The sequence below is a fragment of the Ralstonia sp. Ralssp135 genome (genome assembly GCF_047304345.1).
GTDB lineage: Bacteria > Pseudomonadota > Gammaproteobacteria > Burkholderiales > Burkholderiaceae > Ralstonia > Ralstonia chuxiongensis.
This window is the reverse complement of record NZ_JBGLYZ010000002.1, coordinates 130,992-149,249: the sequence shown is the minus strand read 5'-3', so window position 1 is coordinate 149,249 and position 18,258 is coordinate 130,992. Positions and strand designations below refer to the sequence as shown.

17 protein-coding genes are annotated in these 18,258 nt (G+C 64.0%); 8 read left to right on the top strand and 9 right to left on the bottom strand.

Annotated features, from left to right (window positions below):
- Together mutS and ACCD03_RS02670 are read right to left on the bottom strand one after the other, a co-directional pair.
- A complete protein-coding gene (gene mutS, locus ACCD03_RS02675) occupies positions 1-2,649 on the bottom strand; it encodes a DNA mismatch repair protein MutS (RefSeq protein ID WP_045204307.1) in 2,649 nt (882 codons plus the stop codon).
- Between the two features lie 106 nt (positions 2,650-2,755).
- A complete protein-coding gene (locus ACCD03_RS02670; RefSeq protein WP_413410721.1) occupies positions 2,756-3,652 on the bottom strand; it encodes a LysR substrate-binding domain-containing protein in 897 nt (298 codons plus the stop codon).
- A gap of 239 nt (positions 3,653-3,891) precedes the next feature.
- Between ACCD03_RS02670 and ACCD03_RS02665 the strand changes: the two genes are divergently transcribed.
- Both ACCD03_RS02665 and ACCD03_RS02660 read left to right on the top strand, forming a co-directional pair.
- Positions 3,892-5,748 carry a methyl-accepting chemotaxis protein gene (locus ACCD03_RS02665; protein WP_413410720.1) on the top strand — a complete coding sequence of 619 codons (1,857 nt, stop codon included), beginning with the start codon at positions 3,892-3,894 and terminating at the stop codon, positions 5,746-5,748.
- Between the two features lie 74 nt (positions 5,749-5,822).
- Positions 5,823-7,640, top strand: coding sequence for a methyl-accepting chemotaxis protein (locus tag ACCD03_RS02660; RefSeq protein ID WP_413410719.1), 1,818 nt, complete (start codon positions 5,823-5,825; stop codon positions 7,638-7,640).
- A 12-nt stretch (positions 7,641-7,652) separates the two neighbouring features.
- Here the strand turns inward: ACCD03_RS02660 and ACCD03_RS02655 are convergent, their stop codons facing one another.
- Both ACCD03_RS02655 and ACCD03_RS02650 read right to left on the bottom strand, forming a co-directional pair.
- A complete protein-coding gene (locus ACCD03_RS02655) occupies positions 7,653-8,357 on the bottom strand; it encodes an MOSC domain-containing protein (RefSeq protein ID WP_413410718.1) in 705 nt (234 codons plus the stop codon).
- Positions 8,354-9,058, bottom strand: a complete 705-nt coding sequence (locus ACCD03_RS02650) for a glutamine amidotransferase (protein WP_413410717.1) — start codon at positions 9,056-9,058, stop codon at positions 8,354-8,356. Before ACCD03_RS02650 ends, ACCD03_RS02655 begins: the two co-directional genes overlap by 4 nt.
- A gap of 338 nt (positions 9,059-9,396) precedes the next feature.
- Between ACCD03_RS02650 and ACCD03_RS02645 the strand changes: the two genes are divergently transcribed.
- Entirely contained in the window at positions 9,397-9,792 is a 396-nt protein-coding gene (locus tag ACCD03_RS02645; protein ID WP_253536987.1) for a hypothetical protein, read from the top strand.
- Positions 9,789-10,247 (top strand): DUF2846 domain-containing protein, encoded by a 459-nt coding sequence (locus ACCD03_RS02640; protein ID WP_413410716.1) that lies wholly within the window; start codon positions 9,789-9,791, stop codon positions 10,245-10,247. Before ACCD03_RS02645 ends, ACCD03_RS02640 begins: the two co-directional genes overlap by 4 nt.
- Before the next feature lie 71 nt (positions 10,248-10,318).
- On the opposite strand, the gene ACCD03_RS02635 is transcribed toward ACCD03_RS02640, so the two are convergent.
- Positions 10,319-11,131 (bottom strand): inositol monophosphatase family protein, encoded by an 813-nt coding sequence (locus tag ACCD03_RS02635; RefSeq protein ID WP_012435285.1) that lies wholly within the window; start codon positions 11,129-11,131, stop codon positions 10,319-10,321.
- A 133-nt stretch (positions 11,132-11,264) separates the two neighbouring features.
- Here ACCD03_RS02635 and ACCD03_RS02630 point away from each other — a divergent pair, with 133 nt between their 5' ends.
- Together ACCD03_RS02630 and cysE are read left to right on the top strand one after the other, a co-directional pair.
- Positions 11,265-12,149, top strand: a complete 885-nt coding sequence (locus tag ACCD03_RS02630) for an RNA methyltransferase (RefSeq protein ID WP_413410715.1) — start codon at positions 11,265-11,267, stop codon at positions 12,147-12,149.
- 147 nt (positions 12,150-12,296) lie between these two features.
- Positions 12,297-13,043 (top strand): serine O-acetyltransferase, encoded by a 747-nt coding sequence (gene cysE, locus ACCD03_RS02625; protein WP_253536996.1) that lies wholly within the window; start codon positions 12,297-12,299, stop codon positions 13,041-13,043.
- A gap of 22 nt (positions 13,044-13,065) precedes the next feature.
- On the opposite strand, the gene ACCD03_RS02620 is transcribed toward cysE, so the two are convergent.
- From ACCD03_RS02620 to ACCD03_RS02605, 4 genes are read right to left on the bottom strand one after another with little or no spacing between them, the layout of a single operon-like run.
- Positions 13,066-13,884: a UDP-2,3-diacylglucosamine diphosphatase gene (locus tag ACCD03_RS02620; RefSeq protein WP_413410714.1), complete on the bottom strand. Its 819-nt coding sequence runs from the start codon at positions 13,882-13,884 to the stop codon at positions 13,066-13,068.
- A complete protein-coding gene (locus ACCD03_RS02615; protein ID WP_024976009.1) occupies positions 13,881-14,387 on the bottom strand; it encodes a peptidylprolyl isomerase in 507 nt (168 codons plus the stop codon). Before ACCD03_RS02615 ends, ACCD03_RS02620 begins: the two co-directional genes overlap by 4 nt.
- Before the next feature lie 30 nt (positions 14,388-14,417).
- On the bottom strand, positions 14,418-14,999 hold the full coding sequence (locus tag ACCD03_RS02610) for a peptidylprolyl isomerase (protein WP_024976008.1): 582 nt from the start codon (positions 14,997-14,999) through the stop codon (positions 14,418-14,420).
- 54 nt (positions 15,000-15,053) lie between these two features.
- Complete coding sequence (locus ACCD03_RS02605) at positions 15,054-15,704, bottom strand: hypothetical protein (RefSeq protein WP_413410713.1); 651 nt, start codon at positions 15,702-15,704, stop codon at positions 15,054-15,056.
- Between the two features lie 253 nt (positions 15,705-15,957).
- On the opposite strand from ACCD03_RS02605, the gene cysS reads away from it, so the two are divergent.
- Together cysS and ACCD03_RS02595 are read left to right on the top strand one after the other, a co-directional pair.
- A complete protein-coding gene (cysS, locus tag ACCD03_RS02600) occupies positions 15,958-17,349 on the top strand; it encodes a cysteine--tRNA ligase (RefSeq protein WP_325654909.1) in 1,392 nt (463 codons plus the stop codon).
- On the top strand, positions 17,334-18,218 hold the full coding sequence (locus tag ACCD03_RS02595) for a DNA-3-methyladenine glycosylase (RefSeq protein ID WP_325654907.1): 885 nt from the start codon (positions 17,334-17,336) through the stop codon (positions 18,216-18,218). Before cysS ends, ACCD03_RS02595 begins: the two co-directional genes overlap by 16 nt.
- The last annotated feature ends 40 nt before the right edge of the window (positions 18,219-18,258 follow it).

The window sequence follows — 18,258 nt, the reverse complement described above, 5'->3', positions numbered from 1 at the left end:
TCAGGCGGATGGGCTCGCCAGCGCCTTGAGGCGATACAACGCATCAAGCGCTTCACGCGGTGTCATGTCGTCGGGGTCGATCCCGGCGAGCGCGTCCGTCAGCGAGTTGTCGGTCGCTTCATCGCTGGCATCGTCTTCGTCGTCGACGGGCGCATCGGCGGCGAGTGCGAACAGATCGAGCTGAGGTGTGGCGCCGGTGTCGGCGGAATGCTGCTCCAGCCAGGCGAGCCGTTTGCGTGCGGCGCGAATGACCGGCTGCGGCACCCCCGCCAACTGCGCGACCTGCAGGCCGTAACTCTGGCTTGCCGGACCTTCCTGCACGGCATGCAGGAAAACGATGCCGTCACCATGTTCGACGGCGGACAGGTGCACGTTGGCAGCCTGAGCAAACTCCTGCGGCAGTTGCGTCAGCTCGAAATAGTGCGTGGCGAACAGCGTGTGGCTACGGTTGTGCGACAGCAGGTGGCGCGCAATCGCCCAGGCAAGCGCCAGACCATCAAACGTGCTCGTGCCTCGCCCGATCTCGTCCATCAGCACGAGGCTGTTGGGTGTGGCGCGGTGCAGGATGGCAGCGGCTTCGGTCATCTCGACCATGAAGGTGGAGCGCCCGCCCGCCAGGTCGTCGGCCGCGCCAATGCGCGTGAAGATGCGGTCGATCGGTCCGATGACCGCAGCTTCCGCCGGCACAAATGCGCCCACGTAGGCGAGCAGCACGACCAGTGCGGTCTGCCGCATGAAGGTCGATTTACCACCCATGTTCGGGCCCGTGATCAGCAGCAGCTTGCGCGCCTCCTGCAGCACGCAGTCGTTGGCGACAAACTGTTCGACTTGTTGCTCGACCACCGGATGGCGGGCGCGCGTCAGTTCAATGCCGGGTGCATCCGTCAGCATTGGACGCGACCACGACAGCGCATGCGCACGCTCGGCCAGCGTCGCGAGCACATCGGCCTGCGCCAGTGCGGCGGCAATGCGCTTGAACTCGGCCAGATGCGGCAGCAGCTTTTGCAGCAATTCTTCGTAGAGAAGTTTTTCGCGTGACAGCGCGCGGTCCTGCGCCGACAAGGCCTTGTCTTCAAACGCCTTCAACTCGGGCGTGATGTAGCGCTCAGCGTTTTTCAGCGTCTGGCGGCGGCGGTAATCGTCGGGCACCTTGGCGGCCTGGCCATTGGTGACTTCGATGTAGAAGCCGTGCACGCGGTTGTACTCGACTCGCAGATTGGCGATGCCGGTGCGCTCACGCTCGCGGGCTTCCAGATCGACGAGGAATTGGCCGCAGTTTTCGGAGATGTCCCGCAACTCATCGAGGTCGGCGTCGTAGCCGCGGGCAATGACGCCACCGTCGCGCACCATCGCTGCCGGCTCTGCCATCACCGCGCTCTGGAGCAGGGCGTGAGCGTCTTCGGGCAGGGTGAGCGCGGCGTACAGCTCGGCTAGCAGCGGTGCAGCATCGCTTTGCGGCAGCTCTTCGCGAATCTCGGGCAGGCGTGCGAGCGTGTCGCGCAGCGAAGACAGATCACGCGGGCGTGCCGACAGCAGCGCCAGTCGCCCGGTAATGCGCTCCACATCGGACAGTGTGCGCAGCGTCGCACGCAACGTTTGCCAATCGCTGCCGAGCAGCACTTCGATCGCCTGCTGCCGCGCTTGCGGCACTGCGCGATCCCGCAGCGGGTGATGCAGCCAGTGGCGCAGCAGGCGGCTGCCCATGCTGGTCGCGCAGGTGTCCAGCAGCGAGAACAGCGTCGGCGATTCCTGCCCCCGCAGCGTCTCGGTCAGCTCCAGGTTGCGGCGCGTGGCGGTGTCCAGGCCGATGAATTCGCTCTCATGCTCGACGGTCAGGCCGATCACGTGACGCAGCGATTGGCCTTGCGTGGCCGCGGCGTAGTTCAGCAGCGCCCCGGCAGCAGCCAGCGCGGCCGTCAACGTTTCCGCACCAAAGGCAACGAGGCTTGCCACGCCGAGTTGTTCGCGCAGGCGGCGGGTGCCGGCTTCCACGTCGAAGTGCCAATCGGGCAGGCGCGTGCGGGCAACATCCACCTGGATGGTGTTGAGCGTCGCATCGTCGGCCAGCACTTCGGCGGGGCGGATGCGTTCGAGTTCACGGTCGAGCTGGTCGGGGCTGCATTCCATCACGCGCAGTTCGCCGCCGACGAGGTTGAGCCAGGCCAGACCAATCAGCGGTGCTGTGCCACGCTTGCCCGGCAGGTGCGCGATGGCCAGCAGATGGTTGTTGACTTTGTCAGACAGGAGCGCGGCATCCGTCAATGTGCCGGGCGTAACGACGCGTACGACCTTGCGTTCGACCGGTCCCTTGGTCGTGGCCGGGTCCCCGATCTGCTCGCAGATGGCAACCGATTCGCCCAGCTTGACCAGCTTGGCGAGGTATTGCTCGGCAGCGTGGAACGGGATGCCCGCCATGCGGATCGGATGCCCGTTGGAGCTGCCGCGTGCGGTGAGCGTGATATCGAGCAGGCGCGAGGCTTTTTCGGCATCTTCGAAGAAGAGCTCGTAGAAGTCGCCCATGCGATAGAAGACAAGCGTGTTCGGATGCCCCGATTTCAGCCGTAAATATTGCTGCATCATCGGGGTGTGCTTGTCGAAGGGGCCGTATTTCGGGTCGATCTCCAGAACTGGGGCGGAGTGTTCAGCCATGCGGTGCAATGAGTACTAAAGCGCGGCGCACGACCTGCTCAGGTCTGATTGGGTCGTGTGCGGAAGGTGTTGAATCGCGCAATTGTTGCACACCCGCCGTGCCGCATCACCGCACATCGTCGGCGAGCCGGGCTTCCAGAAAGTCGAGAAAGCACGCAATCCGCGAAGCCAACTGGGTGTTGCGGTAGTACACCGCGTGAATCGGCTGCAGCACCTCCACGGTGGCATCCGGCAGCACCTGCACAAGGTCGCCGGTGCGCCGGTCTTCAGCGCTCATGAAATCGGCCAGGCAGACGATGCCGGCGCCTTGCAGTGCGAGCTGGCGCAGGGTTTCACCGCTTGAAGCCTTGAGCGTGGGCTCGATACGCAGTCGGTCGCCGTGCGGGCCGCGCAAGGGCCACAGATTCAGCGATTCAGGCTGCCCGAAGCCAAGCAGGGCGTGCTTTTTCAAATCATCCACTTCGCGGGGCCGGCCGTGCGCTTTCAGATAGGCGGGGCTCGCCAGCACGCGCAGCCGCCGCGTGCCGAGCAGGCGCGCACGCAGGGTGGAATCGCGCAGCGGGCCGATGCGGATCGCCACGTCGGTGTCTTCTTCCAGCAGATCGATGATCAGGTCGTTGGTGTTCAGCTCCAGGTCAATCTGCGGATACCGCGCGCGGAAGTCCGGCACCAGCGGCGCCACCACATGCAGCATGAATGGCATGGCAGCGTTGATGCGCAGGCGTCCGGCGGGCTGCTGACGGCGCAGGGCGATCTGCTCCTCGGCCTCGTCGACGGCGGCGAGGATGCTGCGCGCCTGCGCCAGAAATGTCGCGCCCTCGTCGGTAAGCGACAGCCGCCGCGTTGTGCGCGAGAGCAGGGTGGTGTCCAGCTTCTCTTCCAGGCGGCGCAACGCGCGGCTCACACCCGACACGGTCTGGCCGAGTTGCTCGGCGGCAGCCGTGACGGAGCCTGTATCGACCACGGTGCGAAAGGCGAGCAGTTCTTCGAGCGTGGTTTTCATCGTCGATTGTCAATTAAAGATCAAAAGAATTCTGCTCAATTTGGCGATTTTTGCAAGGATCGCCCTTGGGTTCAACTGCCCTGCACGGGCGCAAATCCAAGGCTGCAGCCGTTAGCGCGGGCACACCGCCCTCAAGATTGGTGCGCTGCCTGCCGATAGACCATCCGGACCCCTAAAACCATAGTGGGAACGCATTTGCGCAAATGGCGCCTGGCGGTTCCACATCCGGAGACTCTGGAATGAGCAAGCTCAGCTTTCGCCAAAAGCTTTGGCTGCCGCTGGTCATCAGCCTTGTCGCGCTGACCTTGATCTCGGTATTCAACGCGTATCAGGCGCGCGAGATCCGCGTGGAGGAGCGCAAGAACAACCTTGTCAGCGTGACGACCATGGCTATGAACCTGGTCAAGCAGTACGACGATCTGACCAAGAACGGCACGTTGAGCAAAGACGCCGCGCAGCAGCAGGCGCTCGACCGCTTCAAGGCCCTGCGCTACGACAAGGACGGCTACTTCACCATCACCAACTCCAACAACGTCGTGGTGATGCACCCGATCAAGCCCGAGTTCATCGGCAAGGATCAGTCCGGCTTCAAGGATGCGCAGGGCAATGCCGTCTACGTGGGCTTGAGCAACGCCGCCAAAGACCCGAAGGGCGGATTCACCAGCTATGTGTGGCCGAAAGTCGGCGGCACGGATCCTGTGCCTAAGACGGCTTTCGCGATGCGCTATGAGCCCTGGGACTGGGTTTTCTCGACCGGCGTCTACATGGACGATATCAACGCCGCGTTCATGACTTCGCTGTACCAGACCGGCGGCCTGCTGGTGCTGGTGGGTGGTTTGCTGTTGCTGCTGGGCGGCGTCGCAAACCGCGGCCTGCAGCGCACGCTGGGCGGCGACCCCGCCTATGCTGCCGATGTGGCCAACCGCATCGCCGGCGGTGACCTGACGGTCGAGATCGCTACCCGTGCCGATGACAATCACAGCCTGCTCTACGCGATGAGCCGCATGCGCGGCGCGCTGGTGCAGACCATCGGCCGCATCAAGGGCGCTTCGGAAACCATCGGCACCGCCACGCGCGAGATCGCCAGCGGTAACCTCGACCTGTCGTCGCGCACCGAACAGCAGGCCAGCTCGCTGGAAGAAACGGCTTCGGCCATGGAAGAGCTGATGTCGACCGTGCAGCAGAACGCCGACAACGCCCAGCAGGCCAACCAACTGGCCGCGTCCGCCTCGGATGTGGCCGTGCGTGGCGGCGATGTGGTGACGCGCGTGGTGGAGACCATGGGCTCGATCAACGCATCGTCGCGCAAGATTGTCGACATCATCGGCGTGATCGACGGCATCGCTTTCCAGACGAACATCCTCGCGCTGAATGCCGCGGTGGAAGCCGCCCGCGCCGGTGAGCAGGGCCGCGGTTTTGCCGTGGTGGCTGGTGAAGTGCGTAGCCTTGCGCAGCGCAGTGCTGCTGCTGCCAAGGAAATCAAGGCGCTCATCGACGATTCCGTCGTCAACGTGGATGCGGGCAGCGCGCTGGTGGAAGAGGCCGGCACGACGATGCGCGAGATCGTTGCGAGCGTGAAGCGCGTGACCGACATCGTTGGCGAGATTTCGTCGGCTAGCCAGGAACAGCGCTCGGGGATCGAAGAAGTCAGCCACGCCGTCACGCAGCTTGACGACGCCACGCAGCAGAACGCCGCGCTGGTGGAAGAAGCTGCTGCAGCCGCGCAATCGCTCGAAGAGCAGGCGGTGAGCCTGACGCAGGTGGTGGCGCAATTCCGCCTCGATGCGCACGCGCTGCGCGCTCCGACCATGGTGGCCAAGGTTGAGCCGGTTGTTGCGCCGGTCAAGCCGGTCGCAATTGCAGCGCCGGTAGCACCCAAGGACGAAGCGCCGCGCCGCGATGCCGCCAAGCCGAGCACCGATTCCGCCAAGCCCAGGCTGACGTCGCGCAAGCCGCCTGTACTGCGCAAGGCGGCGGCCAAGCCGGTCGATCGAGCCGAGAAGAGTGTGCCCGCACCGGCGGTGATACCGGCAAGCCTGACCAAAGCGAAGCCGCTGGTGGCCGCCGGAGACGATTCGGATTGGGAAACGTTTTGACCCGCGACCGACTTTCACCTCGTTGATTTGACGCACGCAATCGCGTGCTTGCCTGCCCGGATTCCGGAGACAAGATGGACCGCATTTTGAAGAACACCAGCGTGCGCGCTGGCCTGCTGGCGATTCTGATCACCTTTGCACTGATGATCGTGGTCGGGGCGGCGGTGGGTGTGCTGGCCCTGCGCACGACCAACACTGCCACGGAACGCGTGCATGAGATTTCCGACCGCAGCATGCTGTTGAACGACGCCTACAAGGACATGCAGCGTGCGCGCACCGGCATGTCGCGCCTGTACAGCGTGCTGCGTGAGAACATGGATGACGCCGCCAAGGCGGCAGCGCTTGCCAGCTCAGAGAAAGGTCTGAAGAAGTCCATCGAACAGGTGGAGGCGTTCAAGAATGCGCCACCCATCGAAGGTGTTGACGAGTCGCAGCACCAGGCGATCGTCCAGGCGGCACAGACGCACATCGAAGCTGTGCAGCGCGCCCTGGCCGCCTTGCGTGCCGGTGATGCGGCAGCCTATGCCCCGATCAACTACAAGGACGTGACCGATACCGGTGCGGCGTGGTCGGTGCAGATCGAGAATTTCCAGAAGCTCGTCAAGAAGCTGGCCAAGGACGAGGCCGACAATGGCCGCGCGCGCTATGAAACGATCCTCAAGTTTGTGGCGCTCGGTATTGCCATGGCGCTCGCATTGATCGTGGCGGTGTTCTACGGGCTCAAGGCTTTCGTGATCACGCCGCTCAACGAAGCCGTGACTGTGCTGAGCCGTGTGGCGGAAGGCGATCTGGCCGTTCATGTCAAAACGGGTGGTCGCAATGAACTCGGCCGCCTGCTGGCCGCCGTGGGCCGCATGCGCGAGAGCCTGGTGAACACCGTGCGTCAGGTGCGCAACAGCTCGGATTCGGTCAACACCGGCGCGCACGAAATCGCCAGCGGCAACCTCGATCTGTCTACGCGCACCGAGCAGCAGTCGGCCTCGCTGGAGAAGACTGCCGCGAGCATGGAGCAGATGACCTCCACCGTGACCAACAATTCCGAGAATGCCCGTCAGGCCAGCGCGCTGGCGTCAAACGCTGCAGACCTGGCTTCGCGCGGCGGCGATGTGGTGCGCGGCGTGGTGGCCACCATGGATGACATCAGCGCGGGCTCGCGCAAGATGGCCGACATCATCGGCGTGATTGACGGCATTGCCTTCCAGACCAACATCCTGGCGCTCAACGCTGCCGTGGAAGCCGCTCGCGCCGGCGAGCAGGGCCGCGGCTTTGCCGTGGTGGCTGGCGAAGTGCGCGCGCTGGCTCAGCGCAGTGCTGCCGCTGCCAAGGAAATCAAGACGCTGATCGACGATTCAGTATCGCGCGTGCAAGCAGGCCACACGCAAGTCGCGCAGGCCGGCGAGACCATCACCGAGACGGTGGAAGCTGTACGCCGCGTCGCCAATATCGTTGAAGACATTGCTTCCGCATCGGCCGAGCAGACGCAGGGCATCCTGCAGATCGGCCAGGCCGTGACGGAAATGGAGCAGGTGACGCAGCAAAACGCCGCGCTGGTCGAACAGGCCGCCGCCGCCGCACAGTCGCTGGAAGAGCAGGCGCAGAATCTCACGCAGGTGGTGTCGCAGTTCCGGCTGGATGGGGCAGAGACCGCCGCCATTGCTGCGGCCAAACCTGAGAAGGCTGCCAAGCCTGTGGCCAAGGTCGCAGCAAAGCCGGTCAGCGCGGCCAAGCCCGCCCGCGCGGCTTTGCGCAAGCGTGAACCGAAGATCGCTGCTCAGCCGGCGGCGTCTGCGCCGGTTGCACCTGCCGCAGCTGCTTCTGCTGCCGCTCCCGCCCGCAAGCAGCCTCTGGCCGTGGCCGGTGGCGGTTCCGACGCCGATTGGGAAACGTTCTGATCGGTTGAGAATTCAGGCATCGAGCGCTGGGCCATCGATGCGTTTGGCCCAGCTTTCCACCTCGCCGCGTGCGAGGCGGCCCTCCACGAGCTTGCGCCATGACGGCGTAAGCGGCAGCGCCAGCATGTCGGCCAGCGCCGCACGATCGAGCATGTTGCGGTAAAGCACGTCCAGCACACGCGCCAGCGGCCATTGCGGCCATGGGCGCTCGAGCCATTCGAGCGCATCGCCCGCGCGCAGTGTGCCGCCTTCCAACACCCGGTAGTACCAACCCGTGCGTCCGGTGTTTTGCACCCGGCGTGCCATGTCGCGCGCATTGAACCGGTCGTTGAGCTTCCAGCACGGCTGACGCAGTTGCGACACCTCCAGCACCACGCTGCCCGCACGCAGGCGGTCACCCACGCAGATGTCCGCTTCGGTGATGCCCGTCGTGCTCAGGTTCTCGCCGAAAGCGCCGGGCCGTGCGAGTACGGGCTGCGCGCCAATGTCTGCTTGCCAAGCCGCGTAGTGGTCGAACGGGTAGTGGTGAATCGCCTTGTCGGGGCCGCCGTGCACACGCAGATCGCCTTGCTCATCACCGACGAAGCCGTTGATGTCGACCTTCACTACGTCGCTAACGGGGCGCTTATCGATGGCGCTGCGCGAGCCAGGGCGTGTGTAGTCGACAGCGCGCCCGGTGAGGAGGGCATCGATGCGAATGGGGCCGGGCAGCGTCATGCAGCCTCCGCGCGATCCAGCCAGGCGGTGAAGACCTCGCGCGCGCGTTGCGACAGGCGTTCCGCAATCGCCGGCACCTGCGCACGCAGCACGCGTAGGTCGATGCCTGCGGCACCGAGCTCCGCCGCGTGCCCGATCAACCACGCTTCCAGCTCATCCAGATTTGCCTCCAGATGGAATTGCAAGCCCAAGGCGTGGGTGCCAATGGCGAAGGCTTGCTCTGCGCAGCCTGCCGTGAATGCCAGCCGTTGCGCGCCCGGCGGCAAGTCGTACCGGTCGCCGTGCCAGTGCAGCACCGGCGTGCCGTCGGCCAGCGGCGCAAGCGGCGAGTCTGCGCCTTCGGCCGTGAGCGTGATGGGCGCAAAGCCGATCTCCTTCACGCCCATCGGCTTGACCGCCGCTCCCAGCGCCCGTGCCATCAACTGCGCCCCCAGGCAGATACCAAGCAACGGCTTGCGTGCGGCCAGTCGCTGCGCGATGGCGGCGGCTTCGTCTCGCACGAACGGATACGTTGCATCGTCGTATGCGCCGATTGGCCCGCCCAGCACGATCAGCAAATCGGCCGCCGCCATGTCATCGGTAGGCACAGGCTGCACGCCCACGTCCGCGGTGCGTACGGTGTAGCCGCGCGCTTCCAGCAGCGGCTGCAGGATGCCGAGATGCTCGAACGGAACGTGGCGCAGGGCGAGGGCGGTTTTCATGGCAGGTGATGACTGTTAGAGGCGAAGCACATTGTGAATGAGGGGCGCGGCTCGCAAAAGCCGTGCGGCTGGCGAGGGTTTGTCGCGCGACATTGGCGCCTTGAGGCACACGCTTGGCGATGCCACGGTGGCGGACTGCTCTGCACGCAACGCGAAAGGCCTCGGCGACACGGCTTTGACATGCCCACTAAGTGTTGCTTATATCGGTTGTTAGCAACGTGCATTGCAACCCCCACGAAAAACCCGTTTCGAGGGGATGCCAGTCTCGCGTCATCTTATTAAGATCGCTCCCCACAGAGTGCCGCCTCGGTACCGATAAGAAAATTCTGGAGGGAGTTGTGCGAAAGCCAATGCTGTATTGGGCCGTGGCGTGCGTTGCCGTGGCTTGCCTGGGCGCGTGCGCGCCGATGGTATCTACCGCGCCAGCCACGCTGGCCACTGACAACGCGACGGGGCCGTCGCGGATTCAACTGAAATCGGCAACGGAAATCCGCTTGGAGACGGGTTATACGCGCACGCTTGCGGCCGGCTCCAACTGGCAGCGCGTGGGTACGTTGCCGCAAGGTGCTGTCTATCGCCCGGTCGGCACGATCTTCACGATTGAAGGCCGTCAGGTTCACGAAGCCTATCTCGTTATCGCCGGTCAACGCCTGGTCGGGTTTTACCTGCCCGGCGAGCAGGCGTACTCCCCGCTTTCCACAGCTGTATCCATCACAACAGGAGAATCACAATGAAGGGAGTTTTGCGCGCATTGGCTTCGGCCATCGGTATCACCGTTCTGATGGCGGGTTGCGCGTCGGGCGTGAAGTATTCCGAGATGGCTTCGTCGATTCCGACGCTCAAGCAAGATCAAGGGCGCGTGTACTTCTTCCGCTCGTCGTCGCTGATCGGTGCGGCCCTGCAGCCGGACATCAAGCTGAACAGCGAAGTGGTGGGGCAATCCAAACCGGGAGGCTTCTTCTTCGTTGACCGCCCGGCTGGCAAGTATGTCGTGTCAACGGCTACCGAAACCGAGAAGACGCTGAGCTTCGCACTGGACGCCGGCGAGACAAAGTACGTGCGCACGTCGCCATCGCTGGGTCTGATTGTCGGCCGCGTGGTGCCGGAGCTTGAAACGCCGGAAAAGGCGCAGGCCGAACTGCCGTCGTTGAGCTTTGCGCCCAACCAGCCGCCGGTTGCCAAGAAGTAAGCCGGAAGGTGAAAAAAAGCCCGCACGAAGCGGGCTTTTTTATTGGCGGCTATTGGCGAGCAACGTGGCGATCAAGCCTCAGCCTTCGACCGCGAGAACGGCGAGGTGATCTTGATCATCTGCACGAAGGCCTTCGGGTTGCCGGCCAGGATTTCACCCTGGTCAAGGTAGCCCGATTCGCCGGTGTAGTTGCCCACCAGACCGCCCGATTCCGTTACGAGCAGCGAGCCGGCGGCCATGTCCCACTTGCTCAGGCCCTGCTCGAAGAAACCGTCGAGGCGGCCGCAAGCGACGTAGGCGAGGTCAAGCGCGGCGGCGCCTGGGCGACGCAGGCCGGCGCAGTTTTCCGTCATGGTCGCAAACAGGCGGGTGTAGTCGTACAGGCCTTCCAGATCGCGGTAGGGGAAACCGGTGCCGATCAGGCAGTCGGCCAGCTTGTCGCGACGCGTAACGCGAATGCGGCGGTTGTTCAGGAACGCGCCGGCGCCCTTGGAGGCGGTGAAGAGTTCGTCGCGCGTCGGGTCGTACACCACAGCTTGGGTGACGACGCCACGCTGCATCAGCGCGATCGAGACGCCATATTGCGGGAAGCCGTGAATGAAGTTGGTGGTGCCGTCCAGCGGGTCGATCACCCAGACGTTTTCGCTGGCGGTTTCGCCGTCGGCCCAGGATTGGCCGGACTCTTCCGCTAGAATCGCGTGATCGGGGTAGGCAGTCTTGATGACTTCGATGATCGCCGCTTCAGCTGCGCGGTCGACTTCGGTGACGAAATCGTTGTGTTGTTTGCGCTCGGTGCGCAGGCTATCGACGTCGAAGGACGCGCGGTTGATGACGGTGCCGGCCTTGCGAGCAGCCCGGACGGCGATATTGAGCATCGGATGCATGTGGGATCTCCGCGCCTGGCGCGCCGGTTTTCGAAAGCGGCCGCAGGCGAAACAACACAACGAATTGTAGAAGAACGAGCGGCGGGCCAATCTCGCGATCCTGCCCGCCGTCAAAAGAGTGGCCGTATTGTATATGAACCCCGCCCCAGGCGCCCCGCGAATTGCGCCAATGAGCACGTCGAACACAACTCCTGCCGACCCGGAAACGCTGCGCCAGCGCGCCGCGCGGTGTCGTTTCGTGCTGGTCGAGACCAGCCATCCCGGCAATGTCGGCTCCACAGCACGTGCGCTCAAGACGATGGGGTTCGGCGAGCCCGGCAGCTTCGTGCTCGTACGCCCGCGCGAGGCCGACGCCCAATGCCACGCCGATGCCGTTGCCATGGCAAGCGGCGCCGATGATGTGCTGGCCGCCGCCCGCGTGGTCGACGGCATTGGCGAGGCGCTGGTCGGTGCCTCGCTCACCATTGCGCTCACCGCCCGCCCGCGTGAATTCGGCCCGCGCCGCATTGGCCCGCGTGCCGCTGCAGAAGAAGTGGCCGCATTGCTGGCCGCGCCGGGCACCACCATCGCCTTCGTCTTCGGCAATGAGCGGTTCGGTTTGCCCAACGAGGTGGTGGAGCGCTGCCACGTGGTCACGCACATTCCAGCCAACCCCGCGTATGCCTCGTTGAACCTGTCGCAGGCGGTGCAGTTGATTGCGTACGAAGTGCGTATGGCGCTGCTGGCCGATACCGGCACGGGGGACACCCGCATGGAAGGCGTCGGCTTTGTCGGTGAGCCGGCCACGGCCGAGCAGATCGACGGGATGTTTGAACATCTGGAGCAGGGTCTGGTTGAGATTGGCTTTCTCGACCCCGCCCAGCCGAAAAAGCTGATGCCGCGCCTGCGACGTCTGTTTGCCCGCACGCAGTTGGAGGCCGAAGAGGTCAACATCCTGCGCGGGATTGCCAAGCGCATGCTGGGCCGCCACGCCGAAGCAGCCACGCCGCCCACCGGCGCAGCCGACGACTGTCGCTGACCGCCCTGAAAGCCGCCCGTTGTTGAGCAAGCAGGGCGGCATCCCCTGCATGTCTGGTTAAAACCCTTGCCGCAGCGCGGTAAGGCAATGCCTTACACTGCCCTCAGCGCATCGCGCATATAGATATAACGATCCACACACCTGAAGATGTTCACACGCATTCGCGAAGATATCGGCGCCATCATGGAGCGAGACCCGGCCGCGCGCAGCCGCTGGGAAGTGCTGACCTGCTACCCGGGTCTGCACGCCATCATCGTCCATCGGGTCGCGCACGCGTGTTGGCACGGGGGCTTCCGGTTGCTGGGGCGGTGGTTCTCTCACCTCGGCCGCTTCCTCACCGGCATCGAGATCCACCCCGGCGCGACAATTGGCCGGCGCGTGTTCATCGACCACGGCATGGGCGTCGTGATTGGCGAGACGGCCGAAATTGGTGACGACTGCACGATCTACCAGGGCGTCACGCTGGGCGGCACGTCGCTCTACAAGGGCGCCAAGCGGCATCCGACGCTCGGTAAGGGCGTGGTGGTGAGCGCGGGTGCCAAGGTGCTCGGCGGCTTTGTCATCGGGGATGGGGCGCGGGTTGGGTCCAACGCGGTTGTGCTCAAGCCGGTGCCGCCGGGTGCCACGGCGGTTGGCATTCCGGCGCGCATCATCGAACGCGATGTCGCTACCGAGGCCCGGTCTGCGCTCAAGCAGGAGTTTTCCGCTTATGGCATCACGCCGGATGCGGACGATCCGGTGTCGCTGGCGCTCAAGCGGATGATCGACCACAGCGAGCTTCAACAGGAGCGCATCGAGTCGATTCTTTCTGCGCTCGATCGCCTGGGTGCGCACCTGGAAAACTCGCCGAACGATCCGTTCGATGCCAGCGAACTGAAGCGGATGCTCAAGTAAGCAAAGGGCCGGTGGCGACAGCTTATGTCGTCACTTGCTCGACCGTCAGCGTGCCATCTTGCAGTTTGAGGAAACTGCCGCGCGGGTGTGCTTGATCGAAATCCCAGTCGGAAAGTACCCAGCGGCTGCCGCTCGGCTCGTGATGCAATTGCGGGCGGTGCGTGTGGCCGTGGATGAGCGTGGACGTATTGGATGCCTTGAGCAGCGCGTCCACCGCATCGGGTGCGACGTCGCCCATCATCGCGGCGGCGCGGGGTTCGCCGGCGACATTGGCGGACACGGCACGGCCGGCTTCGCTCTCTGCGCGCATCTTCTGCGCGATCTTCAGCCGCCAGCGAAGCGGCATCATCAGGAATATCCGCTGCACCCAGCGCTTGCGCGTCCAGTGGCGAAAACGCATGTAGGCCGTGTCGCGCGTGCAGAGGGCGTCGCCGTGGGCAAGCACGATGCGCTGGCCATCATCCGCTTCCAGCACGGTGGGATCAGGTAGCAGCGTAGCGTGCGCGGCCTTCAAAAAACGCTTGCCGAGCAGGAAGTCGCGATTGCCATGCATGAACAGCACGCGCGTGTCGCCCGCTGCCACGTCAGCGAGCAGGTTGGCGATGTGCCGGTGGAACGGATCAGCCAATTCTTCATCGCCGACCCAGTATTCGAAGAAGTCACCCAGGATGACGAGCGTGCGTGCCTCGCGGGCGCGCGTGCGCAGGAAGCGCTCGAACGCGGTGGCGGTGGCCGGCATGCTGGCCGTCAGGTGCAGATCCGAAATAAAAAACACCGGCCCGGAAACCCGGACCGGTGTCTTCAGCGCGGATGCCTGTGAGGCGTGCGCTGCGTCGGTCATTCGATCACTTCAGCGCTTTCGATGATCACGTCTTCCATCGGCACGTCCTGGTGGAAGCCGCGGTTGCCCGTGCGAACAGAGCGGATCTTGTCGACCACATCCATGCCTTCGGTGACTTTGCCGAAGACGGCGTAGCCCCAGCCTTGCGGCGTCGGCGACGTGTGGTTCAGGAAGTCGTTGTCGACCGTGTTGATGAAGAACTGAGCGGTGGCCGAGTGCGGATCGTTGGTGCGTGCCATGGCAATGGCGCCGCGTTCGTTCTTCAGGCCGTTGTTGGCTTCGTTGTCGATCGGCGCCTTGGTGGGCTTCTGGTTCATCTTCTCGCCCGGCTCAAAGCCGCCGCCCTGGATCATGAAGCCCTTGATGACGCGGTGGAACACCGTGCCGTTGTAGTGGCCATCCTTCACATAGGCGACGAAGTTGGCAACTGACTTGGGTGCCTTCTCAGCGTCCAGGGCCAGGGTGATGTCGCCGTGGTTGGTGTGCAGCTTGACTTGGGTCATGGTGAATTCCTTGGGTGGGGCAAAAAAGCGTTACTTGGAGACGACGGTGGCCGATTCAATCACGATCGGCTTCACAGGCACATTCTGGTGCGGGAATTTCGTGGTGGTTTCCACCGCCTTGATCTTGTCGATGGTGTCGGTGCCATCGACCACCTTGCCGAAGACGGTATAGCCGTAACCGTCCTGACCAGGGTAGTTGAGCATGTTGTTGTCCACCACGTTCACGTAGAACTGCGCGGTGGCGGAGTTCGGGTCCATGGTGCGGGCCATGGCGATCGTGTACTTGTCGTTCTTCAGGCCGTTCTTCGATTCGATTTCGACCGGCGGGCGGGTGTCCTTCTGTTTCATGTCGGCCGTGAAACCGCCGCCCTGGATCATGAAGCCGTCCATCACACGGTGGAAGATCGTGCCCTTGTAGAAGCCGTCCTTCACGTACTGCAGAAAGTTGGCGACCGTCTTGGGCGCCTTGTCCGGATACACCTCAACGGTGAAGTTACCCATCGACGTCTTGAACTGGACGCGTGGCGCGGACGCGGTGGCTGCCGTGGCTGCAGTGGCGGTTACGGCCAGTGCACACACGAGCCCGGCAAAGAGGGAGCGAATACGGAGCATGGTCAGAAAGAGAGAGCTTGGGGTGGGAAAAGCAGGATCGGCCGCGTCTTCTTCTTACTGACGCTTCGCCGGCTTGGCGCTCACGCCGCTGGCTGCGGGCAGCGTGGTCGTGGTGGGTTTGGACGCAGGGTGCACGCCCGGCAGATCGGGCAGGGCATCCAGACGCGCGCGCGCGGCGGCGTTCTTCGGGTTCAGCTTGATCGCGCTCTGATACGACTGCGCGGCCAGGCGGACGTAGACGTCACCGAGGTTGGATTGCGCCAGCGCATTTTCCGGCGCCACGCGGTTCGCCATGATCAGGTTGTCGCGGGCGCGGAGCAGTTCGCCTCGCTCTGCATACAGCGCGGCCAAGTTGATGTACGGCTCGGGCAGTTCCGGGAAATCCTGTGTCATCTGACTAAAGGCGACGATGGCATCATCGGCGCGGCCCACGCCGGCAAGTGCCACGCCGCGCTGGAAGCGTGCCTGCGCGTTGCGCGGCTGGGAGGCGACGTCCTTGTCCAGCTCGGCCAGTGCCTCGGCGTATTGCTTCTTGGCCAACGCGTCGTCGATGCGCTTTTGGCGCGCAACCTGCGGCGCTTGCTGCGTGCTGGGCATCAAATCGGCCGGCAAGGCAAAGCCGGCGGTCTGGGCGAAGGCCGGTGCCGCCGACATGGCAAGCAGGCAAGCCAGGGTGGCAGCGGTCTGACGCAGCGGTCTGTTCATGAGAATCGGTTCCGTTATACTCCGCCGCATTCTAACAAACCGTCTTTGTGCGCAGCCGCGGCCGTGCGTGCCAGGAAAGGTTCTTGACGGGGAGCATGCCAGACGCACAGGCAGGCCGCCCCGTCAGCGCAGTTCCGGTAAGATATGCCGCTAGTTTTGCAGGCGCCGCACTGGCGCCAATTGCCTCCAATTTGGTCCGCCCGCAACGTTGTACATCGCATGCGCGGCGCGCTGAGTCTCCCGACACCGCTTCATGGAATCACTCAAGATCTACAACACGCTCGCGCGTGAGAAACAGACGTTCGTCCCCATCGAGCCCGGCCGCGTGCGTATGTACGTGTGCGGGATGACGGTGTACGACTACTGTCACGTCGGGCATGCGCGGGTCATGGTGGTGTTCGACATGGTGCAGCGTTGGCTGCGCGCGGCAGGTTACGACGTGACCTACGTGCGCAACATCACCGACATCGATGACAAGATCATCAAGCGTGCGGTCGAGAACGGCGAGACGATGAGTGCGCTCACTGGCCGCTTCATCGCTGCCATGCACGAAGACGCCGATGCGCTTGGCGTGCAGCGCCCCGACCACGAGCCCCGCGCCACCGAATACGTGCCGCAGATGCTGAGCATGATCGGCAAGCTGCAGACGAACGGCCTCGCCTATCAGGCGACCGACGGCGACGTGAACTACGCCGTGCGCAAGTTCCCCGGTTACGGCAAACTCTCGGGCAAGTCGCTCGAAGACCTGCGTGCCGGCGAGCGTGTGGCAGCCAACGATGCCAAGCAGGATCCGCTCGACTTCGTGCTGTGGAAATCCGCCAAGGCTGACGAGCCTGCCGAGTCGCGCTGGGCCTCGCCGTGGGGCGAGGGCCGCCCAGGCTGGCACATCGAGTGCTCGGCAATGAGCTGCGAACTGCTGGGCGAACATTTCGACCTGCACGGTGGTGGCGCCGATCTGCAGTTCCCGCACCACGAAAACGAGATCGCCCAGTCCGAAGGCGCGACCGGCAAAACGTTCGTCAACACGTGGATGCACAACGGTTTCGTGCGTGTGAATGACGAAAAGATGTCGAAATCGCTCGGCAACTTCTTCACCATCCGTGACGTGCTGAAGGTGTACGACGCGGAGGTCGTGCGTTTCTTCATCCTGCGCTCGCACTATCGCAGCGACCTGAACTACAGCGATGCGCACCTTGACGATGCGCGCCATGCCCTCACACGTCTGTACACCGCGCTGAAGGATGTACCCGCCGCGGCCGGTGCAAAGCCCGACTGGAGCGAGTCGCACGGCAAGCGCTTCCTCGAAGCGATGAACGACGACTTCAATACGCCGGTCGCCGTGTCGGTGCTGTTTGAGCTGGCAAGCGAAGTCAACAAGACGCGCTCGCTCGAGCTGGCCAACCAGCTCGCTGCGCTGGCAGGTGTGCTGGGCCTGCTGGGCCGCGATCCGCATGCGTTCCTGCAGAGCGGTGTGTCGGCCGATGGCCTGGACGCCGCAGAAGTGGAAGCGCGTATCGAAGAGCGCCGCGCGGCCAAGGCTGCCCGCGACTTCGCCCGTGCGGACGCCATCCGTGCCGAGTTGCTGGCCGCTGGCATCGTTCTGGAAGACAAGCCGGGTGGCCTGACCGAATGGAGACGCGCATGAACGCGGTGGCCAAGAAAGCCAACGTAGTGCGCAGCACCGCTGCCAAGAAAACGCCGGCGGTGAAGGTGCCGGCTGCCAAGAAGGTGGCCGCCAAGAAAGTCGACGGTGTGGCGAGCAAGACGGCCGCCGGCAGGAGCGCGCCGATCAAGGCCGCCAAGGCGCCGGCCAAACGCGCGCCTGCGAGCAAGGTACCGCTGCCTGAAACGCTCGCCACCAACGAGGCGCTGCCTGTGCCGGCGGAAGTGGTGCTTTCGGGCCCGCCCGAGTACTGGCAAGAAGCTTGCGCGGACCTGATGAAGCGTGACCGTATCCTGCGCAAGATCATCCCGACGTATGGTCCGGCGCACTTGGCTTCCCGCGGTGACCCGTTCGTCACGCTGGCGCGGTCGGTCGTTGGTCAGCAGATTTCCGTTAAGGCTGCGCAGTCGGTGTGGGAGCGGGTGGTGGCTGTGTGCCCGAAGCTCGTGCCTGCCCAGTTTTTGCGCGCCGGCCAGGAGAAGCTGGCGGGTTGCGGTCTGTCCAAGCGGAAAGCGGAGTACATCCTTGACCTCGCCGATCACTTTCGCAACGGCACGGTGCACGTTGCCAAGTGGGCCGAAATGGACGATGAGGATGTGATCGCCGAACTGACGCAGATTCGCGGCATCGGCAGATGGACGGCAGAGATGTTCCTGATGTTCAACCTGATGCGTCCGAATGTGCTGCCGCTGGACGACATCGGGCTCATCAACGCGATTTCACAGAATTATTTCAGTGGCGAACCCGTCACTCGCAGCGAAGCGCGGGAAGTTGCCGCCAACTGGGAGCCTTGGCGCACCGTGGCGACTTGGTATATGTGGCGCAGCCTCGATACGGCAACCACCTATTGAGCTGTTCATTTCGATGAAACGGAGCGCGTCGCCGGGCGGT

What these genes read in the sequence shown, in the direction of transcription:
- mutS (WP_045204307.1), bottom strand. Translation starts at nt 2,649, where the DNA reads ATGGCTGAACACTCCGCCCCAGTTCTGGAGATCGACCCGAAATACGGC.
- ACCD03_RS02670 (WP_413410721.1), bottom strand. Translation starts at nt 3,652, where the DNA reads ATGAAAACCACGCTCGAAGAACTGCTCGCCTTTCGCACCGTGGTCGAT.
- ACCD03_RS02665 (WP_413410720.1), top strand. Translation starts at nt 3,892, where the DNA reads ATGAGCAAGCTCAGCTTTCGCCAAAAGCTTTGGCTGCCGCTGGTCATC.
- ACCD03_RS02660 (WP_413410719.1), top strand. Translation starts at nt 5,823, where the DNA reads ATGGACCGCATTTTGAAGAACACCAGCGTGCGCGCTGGCCTGCTGGCG.
- ACCD03_RS02655 (WP_413410718.1), bottom strand. Translation starts at nt 8,357, where the DNA reads ATGACGCTGCCCGGCCCCATTCGCATCGATGCCCTCCTCACCGGGCGC.
- ACCD03_RS02650 (WP_413410717.1), bottom strand. Translation starts at nt 9,058, where the DNA reads ATGAAAACCGCCCTCGCCCTGCGCCACGTTCCGTTCGAGCATCTCGGC.
- ACCD03_RS02640 (WP_413410716.1), top strand. Translation starts at nt 9,789, where the DNA reads ATGAAGGGAGTTTTGCGCGCATTGGCTTCGGCCATCGGTATCACCGTT.
- ACCD03_RS02635 (WP_012435285.1), bottom strand. Translation starts at nt 11,131, where the DNA reads ATGCATCCGATGCTCAATATCGCCGTCCGGGCTGCTCGCAAGGCCGGC.
- ACCD03_RS02630 (WP_413410715.1), top strand. Translation starts at nt 11,265, where the DNA reads ATGAACCCCGCCCCAGGCGCCCCGCGAATTGCGCCAATGAGCACGTCG.
- cysE (WP_253536996.1), top strand. Translation starts at nt 12,297, where the DNA reads ATGTTCACACGCATTCGCGAAGATATCGGCGCCATCATGGAGCGAGAC.
- ACCD03_RS02620 (WP_413410714.1), bottom strand. Translation starts at nt 13,884, where the DNA reads ATGACCGACGCAGCGCACGCCTCACAGGCATCCGCGCTGAAGACACCG.
- ACCD03_RS02615 (WP_024976009.1), bottom strand. Translation starts at nt 14,387, where the DNA reads ATGACCCAAGTCAAGCTGCACACCAACCACGGCGACATCACCCTGGCC.
- ACCD03_RS02610 (WP_024976008.1), bottom strand. Translation starts at nt 14,999, where the DNA reads ATGCTCCGTATTCGCTCCCTCTTTGCCGGGCTCGTGTGTGCACTGGCC.
- ACCD03_RS02605 (WP_413410713.1), bottom strand. Translation starts at nt 15,704, where the DNA reads ATGAACAGACCGCTGCGTCAGACCGCTGCCACCCTGGCTTGCCTGCTT.
- cysS (WP_325654909.1), top strand. Translation starts at nt 15,958, where the DNA reads ATGGAATCACTCAAGATCTACAACACGCTCGCGCGTGAGAAACAGACG.
- ACCD03_RS02595 (WP_325654907.1), top strand. Translation starts at nt 17,334, where the DNA reads ATGGAGACGCGCATGAACGCGGTGGCCAAGAAAGCCAACGTAGTGCGC.